This is a genomic window from Psychroserpens sp. SPM9, assembly GCF_025153525.1.
Classification (GTDB): Bacteria; Bacteroidota; Bacteroidia; order Flavobacteriales; family Flavobacteriaceae; genus Psychroserpens.
The window spans coordinates 422,168-434,467 of record NZ_JANZNR010000003.1 but is presented as its reverse complement, the minus strand read 5'-3'; the positions used below and the strand labels follow the sequence as shown (position 1 = coordinate 434,467).

The window sequence follows — 12,300 nt, the reverse complement described above, 5'->3', positions numbered from 1 at the left end:
TATGCAACTCGACCACTACTCGACTCATTTTGAAAAACACACATTTCCCATTACTCTGGTTTGTGAGAATGTCACAAATGCGCCAAACATTGGAAGTTTGTTTAGAACTGCTGATGCTTTTGGTATTACAGAATTAATTTTTTGTGGTGCACAAATTCCTTTAGGACGAAAGATGACTAAAACGTCTCGAGCAACAGAGAAAGCTGTAAAACATTCAGTTGAAACAGAGATTAATGATGTCATTTCAGAATTGAAGCGCAAAGGTTTTTATATAGTATCCTTAGAGATCACAACCCAAAGTACTGCTTTAACCCATTACACCTTTCCGAAGAACACACCAATTGCATTAGTCATTGGCGATGAAAATTTTGGGGTTTCACAAGAGGTTTTAAAGTCTTCAGACGCGGTGATTCATATCGATATGTACGGACAAAATAGCAGTATGAATGTTGTACAGGCGACAAGCATCACTTTATATGAAATAACGAAGCAACTTAAATCAAATTAAGTAAAGTCTTTATATATTAATAAAGTAAAATCAATCTAATGAACTCAAAAACTATTGCCAACGGAATACTCAGAGCTATCGGTATTATTGTGGCTATTGCTCTAGTATTATATTTTCTTTATAAAATTCAATCGGTCATTGTTTACCTTCTAATTGCTGCCGTAATCTCACTCATTGGAAGACCAATCGTTATCTTTTTGAGACGACGTTTAAAGTTTAAAAACACCTTGGCTGTTATTACAACAATGCTATTTCTTATTGGTGTTTTTGTTGGTATTGTAAGTCTATTGATCCCATTACTCGTTGAACAAGGCCAAAACTTATCACTACTAGACATAGCTGCTTTACAAGAAAAAATTGAAGAACTTTACCGATCGAGTATTGCTTATCTCGAACTTAATCATATCGACGCCGAAAAAGCAATTAAAGAATCTAAAATTCTTACGAATCTGGATTATAGTGTGATTCCTAACTTTTTAAATAGTATTGTCTCAGGCTTTGGAAGCTTTAGTATCGGACTCATGTCTGTGCTCTTTATTGCATTTTTCTTTTTAAAAGACAGCAATTTATTTCAACAAGGTATTTTGACTTTTGTTCCTAATGATAAAGAATCCAACACTAAACGCTCCTTTACAAAAATTTCAGATTTACTGTCGCGTTATTTTGTAGGTCTCTTTTTTCAAATCTTGATTCTGTTTGTTATTTATACTATCGGACTCTTAATTATTGGTGTGAAGAACGCTGTTGTGATTGCCTTTTTATGCGCGCTTATTAATTTAATTCCGTATATAGGTCCGTTGATTGGCGGGTTTCTAATGCTTCTATTAGTTATGACCAATAATTTAGGAGATAGCTTTAGTGATGTAGCTTTACCAAAAATGCTTTACACATGTATCATTATTGTTGTTGCGCAACTAGTGGACAATTTTTTCAGTCAGCCCTATATCTTTTCAAAAAGTGTAAAATCGCATCCATTAGAGATTTTCCTAGTAATAATCATCGCTGGTTTGCTTTTTGGTGTCGTAGGGATGGTTGTCGCTGTACCAGCATACACAGCTATAAAGGTGATTTTGAAAGAATTTTTATCTGATAATAAAATGGTAAAAAAATTAACTCAAGGGTTGTAATCTACAATTGAATACCAAACTTTTAAATAGCGATATCCAAGCATTTATTGGCCTTAATCTTAAGTCTGATATCTCAAAAATTCTACTCAAAGGCACAACTTTTGAAGATGTGAGTACTTCAGACATTGTAGCACAAATTGAAGCCAAAGCAAAATGCAAGACCAAATTACCTACCTGGTTTTTGACGGAAGGTATTTACTATCCTAATAAACTAAATATTGAGCAAACATCTTCTGAAATTGCCGCCTTATACAAATCCGAATTACTTAAAGGCACTTCAATTATTGATGTTACTGGAGGTTTTGGAGTAGACTCCTACTACTTTTCAAAAGTATTTAAAAACGTGACTCATTGTGAAATAAATACTGAATTATCGCAAATAGTAACCCACAACAACACCAAGTTAGGCGTTGAAAACATACAAATGATTGCCGATGATGGTATCGATTATATCACTTCTACGAAACAAGATTATGATTGGATTTATATAGATCCCTCAAGAAGACATGATCAAAAAGGAAAAGTGTTTTTCTTAAAGGATTGTGAGCCTAATGTTCCAAATCATTTAGATGACTTATTGAAAGTATCTAAAAATATTGCAATTAAAACATCACCTTTATTAGACCTTTCTGTTGGCATTAGTGAATTAAAACACGTTAAAGAAATCCATATCATTGCAATTAAAAATGAAGTAAAAGAGCTTTTATGGATTATAGAAAACGGTTTTAATAGTGAAATAACTATCAAAACCGTTAATATTATTGAAGGCGATAAAGATGAGTTCTCGTATAAATTAGAAGATGAATCTAAAGCCATAGTGACATTTGACGATCCTCAAAACTATCTTTACGAACCTAATTCGGCTATTTTAAAATCGGGAGGATTTAATATTTTAGCTGAACAACTGAATCTTATCAAGCTGCATCAACACTCCCACTTATACACCAGCAGTAAATTAATTGATTTTCCTGGTCGCACATTTAAAATTGAATCCATTATAGATTACAATAAAAAAAATCTAAAAGCCCTTAAAATTACTAAGGCTAATATGACGATAAGAAATTTTCCAGAATCTGTTCAGAACCTTCGAAAAAAATATCGCATTAAAGATGGCGGTAAGGAATATCTATTTTTCACCACAAATCATTGTAACGAAAAAATACTAATTGTTTGCTCCAAGCTCAATTAAAGGCTTACAGGCACAGTGTCAATTAAATAATTGTCTGTATCCACTTCCATATCAAAACTCATACACTGCTCCATAGTATGGGTCACTTTTTCATCAGTAATTCCAGTAGTATTCTTTGATACATTGAAAATAATATCATCAGAAGCAAAAGTCAAATATCCAGACACACTTCCAGGAGCTAAATCTACAACAGTATGTAGTATCGTACCATCAATAGTTGCAATTTCTAAAGTCACAGGAACAGTCCCGTTATTAGTGATTCTGGCTTGTGGATCTTGATTACTGCAAGGGTCTAACTGAAGTGCAGAGCTCTCTAACATAGAGGCTTCTAATTGGTCGTTTTCAATTGATTCAACTGAACAATTAAAACATGAAGTCATAACAATTACACACGCAATTGTGTTTTTAAGTAGGTTTTTCATCGATTTGGGGTTTAATGAAATATAGGTCAAAGGTACGTCTAAATTCTATGATTTCAAACAAAAATATCGATTAAGTGACCAAAATACTCGATGTAATGCAAGTTAAGATTCAGAAAACCGATGAAATACAACACTAATTTACTGAAAAACAAGAATTTCTATACTAGTTTGCAAGATTTGGAAATAAAACTATGAGTTTATTTGAATAAAACATCAAAAACGATCTATAGACTCAGAATACAATATATAAGTAAAACACATCAGTTATCATGTCAAATTAAAACAAGAAATCCCTTCCAAATAAATGAAAGGGATTCTGTGAGCCCTGAAGGATTCGAACCTTCGACCGTTCCGCTTAAATGCGGAATGCTCTATGTGTCGGCAATGAGACGTTCTATAAAATGTCGTGACTTTTTTTGCTTTATAAAACGCTCTCTTGCATAAGCTTCGCTTTTACTATTGTATGATTCTTTATAGACTATTCGCCAATCATTAGTTTGACCTGTATACCCTTTATGATTAGTATTATGTTTACGTAACCTTTCTTCTAACTCGTCACAAGTATAGCCAACGTAGTAACGATCTATAGACTCAGAATACAATATATAAGTAAAACACATCAGTTATCATGTCATATTAAAACAAGAAATCCCTTCCAAATAAATGAAAGGGATTCTGTGAGCCCTGAAGGATTCGAACCTTCGACCGTTCCGCTTAAATGCGGAATGCTCTATGTGTCGGCAATGAGACGTTCTATAAAATGTCGTGACTTTTTTTGCTTTATAAAACGCTCTCTTGCATAAGCTTCGCTTTTACTATTGTATGATTCTTTATAGACTATTCGCCAATCATTAGTTTGACCTGTATACCCTTTATGATTAGTATTATGTTTGCGTAACCTTTCTTCTAAATCGTCACAAGTATAGCCAACGTAGTAACGATCTATAGACTCAGAATACAATATATAAGTAAAACACATCAGTTATCATGTCAAATTAAAATAAGAAATCCCTTCCAAATAAATGAAAGGGATTCTGTGAGCCCTGAAGGATTCGAACCTTCGACCGCCTCCTTAGAAGGGAGGTGCTCTATCCAGCTGAGCTAAGAGCCCTCAATAAAGTCGGGGTGGCAGGATTCGAACCTGCGACCTCCGCGTCCCAAACGCGGCGCGATAACCGGGCTACGCTACACCCCGAAAATGGTTATCTATTTTTAGAGTTACAAAATTAATAATTTCTCTAAAATTTCGAGGTGCAAATATATACCTTTTCTTTAAAAATTGATAACTTTTATTATTAAATTTAAGCTTAAATTAATTTTTCATGAAATTTATAAGACTTTCTGTATTTTTTATTTGTTTGCTCAGTGTTTGTGCCTGTGCTCAGGATAAAAACCCTGTCAATAATGAACACACTTACGAACTCGTCGTTTCTGATCTTTCGAATCCTTGGGCGTTTACTTTTTTGCCTGACGGCTCCATGTTAATCAACGAGAAATCTGGTGAGATCATTCATTTTAAAAATGGACAAAAAACACTAATCGAAGGGGTTCCAGAAGTTTACAATCGTGGCCAAGGGGGCTTGCTTGATATTAAACTGCATCCCAACTATAAAGCTAACGGATGGATTTATCTCACTTACGCCTCATCTGAAGGCGAAGAAAAAGGCGGTCACACTGCGTTGATGAGGGCAAAACTCAAAAACAATATGCTTACAGACAAAGAAGTTCTTTATAAAGCGACGCCAAATACCGCGAGAGGTCAGCATTTTGGATCCCGTATCGTTTTTGATGATGCAGGTTATTTATACTTTACTATTGGTGAACGCGGCAATCGTGATGAAAATCCGCAAGATATTACACGTGATGGTGGCAAAGTTTATCGCCTCAATGCTGATGGCTCTATTCCCAATGACAATCCGTTTATAAACAGTAAAAATGCTAAGACAGCGATTTATTCTTACGGACATCGTAATCCGCAAGGTATGGTAATTCATCCTGAAACACGAGCCATATGGACGCATGAACATGGCCCGAAAGGTGGCGATGAAATCAATATTATCCAATCGGGAAAAAATTATGGTTGGCCAATAATTACTTATGGTGTCAATTATATAGGGACTAAAATCACAGATGAAACCGCACGTGCCGGAATGGAACAACCGCTCCACTACTGGGTACCATCAATTGCACCTAGCGGAATGGAATTTATTTCTAGCGATAAATACAAAGGCTGGAAAGGCAATCTTTTGGTAGGCTCACTTAAATTTCAGTACTTAGACAATTGTTATATCAAAGATGGAAAAGTCGTCAAAGAAGAGCGTCTTTTGGACGGTTTAGGACGCGTGCGTTCTGTCAATCAAGGTCCAGATGGCTTCATCTATGTTGGTATTGAAAATTTAGGAATCGTTAAACTCATCAAAACAAAATGAAACTAAAAATAGTCACAATGGTAGCTGTTGCGTTACTTGTATCTTGTAATTCTTCAGAAAAAAACAAAACTCTTTCCGAAGTAAGTAATCCTACAAATAATAAGATTCAAAAAGATCCTAAATTAACTGAAAGCATGAAACGTGGTAAAGACGTCTATACCAATTTCTGCGTGAGTTGTCATTTACCTAACGGTAAAGGTGTTCCAAAAGCATTTCCGCCTTTAGCAAAATCTGATTACCTAATGAATAACCGAATAGAAAGCATAAAATCTATCAAATACGGCCAATCTGGTGAAATCACAGTTAATGGCGTAAAATACAATGGAACAATGACGCCTCTAGGACTCGAAGATGCCGAAGTTGCTGATGTAATGAACTATATCACCAACAGTTGGGGCAATACTAATGATAAGTTGATAACTCCCGAAGAAGTTTCAAAAATTGAGGAGTGATTTTCTTTCATAATTATTAAATTTGTTCATCAAAAATTCAGTCTTAATTTATGCTTATAATAGGAATCGCAGGCGGAACAGGTTGTGGTAAAACAACTGTAGTTAATCAAATACTAAACGAATTACCCGAAGGAGAAGTTGGCGTGATTTCACAAGACTCCTATTATATGGACACCACACATTTGAGCTATGAAGAACGTGTGAAAATTAATTTTGATCATCCAAGGTCTATCGACTTTGAACTATTAGAAAAACACCTTCGGGAACTACGCAAAGGTAACGCGGTAGACCAACCTGTGTATTCATTTGTAAAACATAATCGTACTGGAGACACCATCAATACAAAGCCGAGAAAAGTAATGATTGTTGAAGGGATTTTAATTTTAACCAATCCTGAATTAAGAAAATTATTTGATATTAAAATCTTTGTCCATGCCGATAGTGATGAACGTTTAATAAGACGATTAAAACGTGATATTTCTGAACGTGGTCGCGATATTGACGAAGTTTTAACCAGATATCAAAACACCCTGAAACCTATGCATCAGCAGTTCATTGAACCTATGAAAGAATATGCAGATATTATAATACCAAACAACAAATACAACACTGTTGCAGTTGATATAGTAAAAACTATTATCAACGAAAAGTTAAACTAATGCTTAAATATTTAAAAAACATATTTGTAATTGTCTTTATCGTGTTTGCGGTATGGATGCTCTTTATTGATTCTAATTCCTTATTAATTCACAATGAATTGAATAACGATATTTCCGATTTAGAAGATGAAAAGGCTTATTACCGAAACGAAATCGAAAAAGACAAAAAAGCCATCAAAGAATTAAGCACCGATGAAGGTGTCGAGAAACTCGCACGAGAGAAATACTATATGAAGAAAGATGATGAAGATATTTACATTATTGAATATGAAGACAGCTTAAAACTAGAAAAAACCGATGAGTGAAAAATTATTTAGCGATTTTCCTGAGGTCTCTTCTAAACAATGGAAACAAAAAATACAAGCCGATTTAAAAGGTGCCGATTATAACGATACTTTAATATGGCATACGCTAGAAGGTATTGACGTGAAACCTTTTTATCATGCCGACGAATTTGAAGCATTACCTACAATTTCTGAAACCAAAGCAAGTGCTTTCAAAATTTGCCAATCAATATTCGTTTCTAATACCGAAAAATCCAATGCTACTGCTATAGATGCTATTTCAAAAGGTGTTGAAGCCATTGAGTTTATCATTCCAAATGATAACATTTCGGTAAGCGACCTCTTAAAAGATATAGACGTCACTTCTACTCCAATGCATTTCAACTTACAATTTCTTTCATCTGAATATGTAAAAACCATACCTTCAAAAAAACAAATTACAATTCATACGGATATCGTTGGTCATCTGGCGAGAACAGGAAATTGGTACCACAACTTAAATGAAGACCATAAACAGTTTGAGAGCATTGTAAAACATACCAATACACTTTGTATTGATGTAAGTCTCTATCAGAATGCTGGAGCTAATATGATTCAGCAACTTGCTTATGCTGTTGCACATCTAAACGAATATTTTAATCATTTTGATTCTGAACGCAATGCCGCTCAAAAACAAGATCTAAACGTCATTTTCAATTGCTCGGTTGGCACCAATTATTTTTTTGAAATTGCCAAACTCAGAGCCTTACGTTTACTTTATAAAACCTTGGCTTCAGCGTACAATATAAATACAACTTGCGATATTCATGTCACACCTACTAAACGTAACAAAACCATTTACGATTACAACACCAACATGCTTCGCACAACTACCGAATGCATGAGTGCTATTTTAGGTGGCGCATCTCTAATCACTAATTTACCCTATGATGCTGTTTATCACAAAGTCAATGAATTTGGAACGCGTATCGCACGTAACCAGTTATTGGTTTTAAAAAATGAAAGCTATTTTGATAAAGTCAATAACGCCTCAGATGGTGCCTACTATATTGAATCATTAACCACCCAATTGAGCGAAAAAGCTTTAGAATTATTTAAAGATATTGAAAGTAATGGTGGCTTCCTTGCCCAACTCAAGGCTGGAACCATTCAAAAGAAAATCAAAGAAAGTGCTGCCAAAGAACAGGCGCTGTTTGATACCGGAGACCATGTTTTGCTAGGTACTAATAAACACCCTAATCTGCAAGATAAAATGAAAGCTGATTTAGAATTGTATCCTTTTGTTAAAACCAATCCAGTAAAAACATTGATCGAGCCTATTATTGAAAAACGCTTAGCAGAAACCGTAGAACAAGAACGACTTAAAAACGAATAAAATCATCAATTATGAAATTAAAACTTACACTTCTAGTAGTATGTCTATGTCTTTTTAATTGTAAAGACGATAAACCTCAAAACGTAGCTTTTGACTATAAATATCCTAGTGTTGAAAAATTAATCGATTGTGAAGGTATGGATACTGCGCTTTTTCAGGAAGCTGTGCAATCATTTGAAGAAGACTTAGGCAATTTCTACACTCCAGATAAACCTATTCTTTCTCGTGCTTATAGTCTGTTCGTAAGTCAGGCCGTTTCTTATAAAGTAGACTACAGAACCATGGTGTCTGAACATTCTAAAAAAGTATTAGAAGCCTTAAAACAAGACAAGAATTTATGGACTACAAATCCTGATGGAAGCAAAACCAACTTTAGCCATCCTATTTTTAAATGTATTGGCCCAAAAATAAAAGACGAACCTTTACGTAAAACCTTTAATGCGTTGATTGACACTAATAGCATGAGCTTACGTATGTTTGGCGATCAGTTAAGACGTAAAACTTTTGGAATGAAGGACGATAAAAATCTGGCATTATATGTTGCTTTAGATTTGTACTACTCTAGAATTTACGATATGGACTTTAGCCAGGAAGTTCCAAAAACTGAAGCGAAACAAGAAGAAGCACACGATCCTCACGCAGGTCACAACCACTAATTCATGAAGCAATACTGGTATATCATAACTTTATTATGTATGGTGCTTTTTGCCTGTCAAGAGGCGTCCAAAGACACGAAACGTAATGATGTGCCTGGTGACTATTTTGAATTAGGAGAAGACAATATCAAGATATTTCTTCCCGTGTATTTTCAGAAATTTTCTGAAAAAGAATACGATGAGTTGATTGATATAATCCCTAATTCTGAAGAAAGACGCATTGAAAGAGCGCGTTTCAACTATTTAAAATTTAGCAAAGGAAACATCTATTATTTTAGAGATATTGCCTCTTCAACCTTAATTAGCGTGAAAATGATGGATTTTGTGCCCTTTTCTAAGCAAGAATCTGCTCAATTACTAGGCTTGTTATCTAGTTCTTGTAGTGCTTATGCCGACTTATTAAACATGAATTGCGAAAAGTTGAATGCAGGCTATTCTGGAACCACCTTAACTAAAGTCTTTAAAGCAGCTTATAAAATGACCGATGCTAATGCCATAGATAGCTTTAACACGATGTATTTTATTTCATCAAATTACAAATCCTTTGCCATTAATATCTTTTCAAATACCAACAAAAACTATAATTCATTCATTGAAAAAATAGTCGTGAAATAATGCGAAAAAATCTTCAACATATAACATTAAAGTCCGAAGGTGACAATCAAAAACCTAAAGCTAAGAACTCCTTTCTTACTGCGGAAGGCATAGACGTGAAATCAACTTATTCTGCTAATGACTTAGATAATATTGAGCATTTAAATTTTGTGGCTGGTATTGCGCCTCATCTCAGAGGCCCCTACTCAACCATGTATGTTCGTAGACCATGGACCGTTCGTCAATATGCTGGATTTTCAACTGCGGAAGACAGTAATGCATTTTACAGAAGAAATCTCGCTGCCGGACAAAAAGGATTGTCTGTAGCCTTCGATTTAGCCACACATAGAGGCTATGATTCCGATCATGAACGTGTGGTAGGCGACGTTGGTAAAGCAGGTGTTGCTATCGATTCGGTTGAAGACATGAAAATTCTTTTCGACCAGATTCCTCTTGATAAAATGTCGGTGTCAATGACCATGAATGGTGCTGTTTTACCTATTATGGCCTTTTATATTGTTGCTGCGGAAGAACAAGGCGTCGCTCCTGAACAATTAGCAGGAACCATTCAAAATGATATTCTGAAAGAGTTTATGGTGAGAAATACTTATATCTATCCGCCAACACCTTCAATGAAAATCATTTCTGATATCTTTGAATATACGAGTCAGTATATGCCAAAATTTAACAGCATTAGCATATCAGGTTATCATATGCAGGAAGCTGGAGCTACTTGTGATATTGAATTGGCTTACACCTTAGCTGACGGATTAGAATACATTAAAAAGGGGCTCGAAGCCGGAATGGATATTGATACTTTCGCGCCTAGATTATCATTCTTTTGGGCCATTGGTATGAATCATTTTATGGAAATCGCCAAAATGCGAGCTGCCCGAATGTTATGGGCAAAACTCGTAAGTCAATTTCAACCTAAAAACCCGAAATCCTTAGCATTACGAACCCATTGCCAAACTTCGGGATGGAGTTTAACAGAGCAAGATCCATTTAATAATGTAGCGCGTACAACCATTGAAGCTGCTGCGGCTGCCTTTGGAGGCACTCAAAGTTTGCACACCAATGCACTTGATGAGGCGATTGCACTTCCTACCGATTTCTCTGCACGTATTGCAAGAAACACCCAATTATTTCTGCAAGAAGAAACAGGAATCACAAAAACAGTTGACCCTTGGGCAGGAAGCTTTTATGTAGAGAAACTAACACATGATATTGCTCAAAAAGCTTGGACATTAATCGAAGAAGTTGAAACTTTAGGCGGTATGACCAAAGCTATTGAAGCAGGTATTCCCAAACTGAGAATTGAAGAAGCAGCTGCGCGTAAACAAGCGCGTATCGATTCTGGTCAAGATATTATCGTTGGCGTTAACAAGTACCGCTTAGAAGAAGAAGATCCTATCACAACCTTAGAAGTTGATAATCAAACGGTGAGAAACGGACAAATTAAACGTTTGGAGCAGATTAAATCGACAAGAAACTCACAGGCGGTAACAGACGCACTTTCAAAATTAACCAAAGCAGCACGTTCAGGTGACGATAATTTATTAGCTTTAGCAGTAGATGCAGCACGAGAACGTGCTACTTTAGGAGAAATTAGTGATGCTTTAGAAGTTGCATTCGGGCGTTACAAAGCACAAATAAAATCATTTTCTGGCGTGTATAGTAAAGAAATAAAAGATGATGAAAGCTTTAAAAAAGCTAGAGCCTTAGCCGATAAATTTGCTGAGCAAGATGGTCGCCGACCTCGAATTATGATAGCCAAAATGGGACAAGATGGTCATGATCGTGGTGCAAAAGTTGTTGCTACAGGTTATGCCGATGTTGGCTTTGATGTGGATATTGGTCCGTTATTTCAAACCCCAAAAGAAGCCGCTAAGCAAGCGGTTGAAAATGATGTTCACATTTTAGGTGTATCATCCTTAGCTGCAGGACATAAGACACTTGTACCTCAAGTAATAGAAGAACTTAAAAAATATGGTCGCGATGATATTATGGTCATCGTAGGAGGCGTAATTCCGAAGCAAGATTATCAGTATTTATTTGATGCTGGTGCTGTGGCCGTTTTTGGTCCAGGAACAAAAATCAGCGATGCTGCTATTAAAATTTTAGAAATTCTTATCGATGAATAAATCCATGTACTTATTAATCATTTTCTTCTTAGGTCTGTATACAACAGAAGCACAAGAGACTTTAGAAATTAATACCGACAATCTTTCCAAAAAATGGGAACTTGTAGACATTATCAATCCCGATAGAACTGAGGAAGAATTAAAAGAAATGCTGTCCTTCTTAGAAGGCACGACCATGCTATTAAATAAAGATTTTACTTCCGTATTTAGCTTTGTACAAGACTTAGAAGGCACTTGGTCACTCAATAGCAATGTGATTAGTATTAAAAACAAAAGAGGTGAAACATTATGGACTATTCATGATCTTCAGTCGAAACAAATCACGCTTTCCAGAAACACATCCAAGCAAAAACTCGTGTTTAAATCTGTAAAAAAATAAACACTCACATCACTACACCTCTACACAGTTTAAAGCGTTAAAACTTGTTAAACTTCTTTAAATCAATAACTTGTTTTTTATC

The 12,300-nt window shown here is 35.3% G+C and carries 15 protein-coding genes and 2 tRNA genes; 12 read left to right on the top strand and 5 right to left on the bottom strand.

The annotated features are described in order from the left end of the window. Window position 1 precedes the first annotated feature (1 nt). Genes N4270_RS08310 through N4270_RS08300 form a run of 3 tightly spaced genes read left to right on the top strand, consistent with a single transcriptional unit; the run spans window position 2 to window position 2,824 of the window. Window positions 2-508: a TrmH family RNA methyltransferase gene (locus N4270_RS08310; protein ID WP_260096561.1), complete on the top strand. Its 507-nt coding sequence runs from the start codon at window positions 2-4 to the stop codon at window positions 506-508. 38 nt (window positions 509-546) lie between these two features. Further along, complete coding sequence (locus N4270_RS08305; RefSeq protein ID WP_260096560.1) at window positions 547-1,635, top strand: AI-2E family transporter; 1,089 nt, start codon at window positions 547-549, stop codon at window positions 1,633-1,635. 7 nt (window positions 1,636-1,642) lie between these two features. Continuing rightward, complete coding sequence (locus tag N4270_RS08300; RefSeq protein WP_260096559.1) at window positions 1,643-2,824, top strand: rRNA adenine N-6-methyltransferase family protein; 1,182 nt, start codon at window positions 1,643-1,645, stop codon at window positions 2,822-2,824. On the opposite strand, the gene N4270_RS08295 is transcribed toward N4270_RS08300, so the two are convergent. From N4270_RS08295 to N4270_RS08275, 5 genes are all read right to left on the bottom strand, one after another. Beyond that, entirely contained in the window at window positions 2,821-3,246 is a 426-nt protein-coding gene (locus N4270_RS08295; RefSeq protein WP_260096558.1) for a hypothetical protein, read from the bottom strand. The genes N4270_RS08300 and N4270_RS08295 overlap by 4 nt on opposite strands. 371 nt (window positions 3,247-3,617) lie before the next feature. Beyond that, window positions 3,618-3,866 carry a GIY-YIG nuclease family protein gene (locus N4270_RS08290; RefSeq protein WP_260096557.1) on the bottom strand — a complete coding sequence of 83 codons (249 nt, stop codon included), beginning with the start codon at window positions 3,864-3,866 and terminating at the stop codon, window positions 3,618-3,620. A 110-nt stretch (window positions 3,867-3,976) separates the two neighbouring features. Continuing rightward, entirely contained in the window at window positions 3,977-4,225 is a 249-nt protein-coding gene (locus tag N4270_RS08285; protein WP_260096556.1) for a GIY-YIG nuclease family protein, read from the bottom strand. Window positions 4,226-4,283: 58 nt separating this feature from the next. Then, window positions 4,284-4,357, bottom strand: a tRNA-Arg gene (locus N4270_RS08280). A 9-nt stretch (window positions 4,358-4,366) separates the two neighbouring features. Continuing rightward, window positions 4,367-4,441: transfer RNA gene (locus N4270_RS08275), tRNA-Pro, on the bottom strand. 127 nt (window positions 4,442-4,568) lie between these two features. Between N4270_RS08275 and N4270_RS08270 the strand changes: the two genes are divergently transcribed. The 9 genes from N4270_RS08270 to N4270_RS08230 are packed head-to-tail and all read left to right on the top strand — an operon-like array spanning window position 4,569 to window position 12,218. Then, the gene (locus tag N4270_RS08270; RefSeq protein ID WP_260096555.1) at window positions 4,569-5,675 is read left to right on the top strand and encodes a PQQ-dependent sugar dehydrogenase; all 1,107 of its coding nucleotides are present in this window, start codon (window positions 4,569-4,571) and stop codon (window positions 5,673-5,675) included. Then, the gene (locus N4270_RS08265) at window positions 5,672-6,127 is read left to right on the top strand and encodes a cytochrome c (RefSeq protein WP_260096554.1); all 456 of its coding nucleotides are present in this window, start codon (window positions 5,672-5,674) and stop codon (window positions 6,125-6,127) included. The genes N4270_RS08270 and N4270_RS08265 overlap by 4 nt, the downstream gene beginning before the upstream one ends. Window positions 6,128-6,177: 50 nt before the next feature. Then, entirely contained in the window at window positions 6,178-6,786 is a 609-nt protein-coding gene (udk, locus tag N4270_RS08260; RefSeq protein WP_260096553.1) for a uridine kinase, read from the top strand. Continuing rightward, complete coding sequence (locus tag N4270_RS08255) at window positions 6,786-7,091, top strand: septum formation initiator family protein (protein ID WP_260096552.1); 306 nt, start codon at window positions 6,786-6,788, stop codon at window positions 7,089-7,091. Before udk ends, N4270_RS08255 begins: the two co-directional genes overlap by 1 nt. Next, window positions 7,084-8,445, top strand: coding sequence for a methylmalonyl-CoA mutase subunit beta (locus N4270_RS08250; RefSeq protein WP_260096551.1), 1,362 nt, complete (start codon window positions 7,084-7,086; stop codon window positions 8,443-8,445). Before N4270_RS08255 ends, N4270_RS08250 begins: the two co-directional genes overlap by 8 nt. Window positions 8,446-8,456: 11 nt before the next feature. Then, the gene (locus N4270_RS08245; RefSeq protein WP_260096550.1) at window positions 8,457-9,101 is read left to right on the top strand and encodes a hypothetical protein; all 645 of its coding nucleotides are present in this window, start codon (window positions 8,457-8,459) and stop codon (window positions 9,099-9,101) included. A gap of 3 nt (window positions 9,102-9,104) precedes the next feature. Beyond that, window positions 9,105-9,716, top strand: a complete 612-nt coding sequence (locus N4270_RS08240; RefSeq protein WP_260096549.1) for a hypothetical protein — start codon at window positions 9,105-9,107, stop codon at window positions 9,714-9,716. Further along, window positions 9,713-11,839, top strand: coding sequence for a methylmalonyl-CoA mutase (gene scpA, locus N4270_RS08235; protein ID WP_260096699.1), 2,127 nt, complete (start codon window positions 9,713-9,715; stop codon window positions 11,837-11,839). Before N4270_RS08240 ends, scpA begins: the two co-directional genes overlap by 4 nt. Further along, the gene (locus N4270_RS08230; RefSeq protein WP_260096548.1) at window positions 11,832-12,218 is read left to right on the top strand and encodes a hypothetical protein; all 387 of its coding nucleotides are present in this window, start codon (window positions 11,832-11,834) and stop codon (window positions 12,216-12,218) included. Before scpA ends, N4270_RS08230 begins: the two co-directional genes overlap by 8 nt. Window positions 12,219-12,300 lie beyond the last annotated feature (82 nt).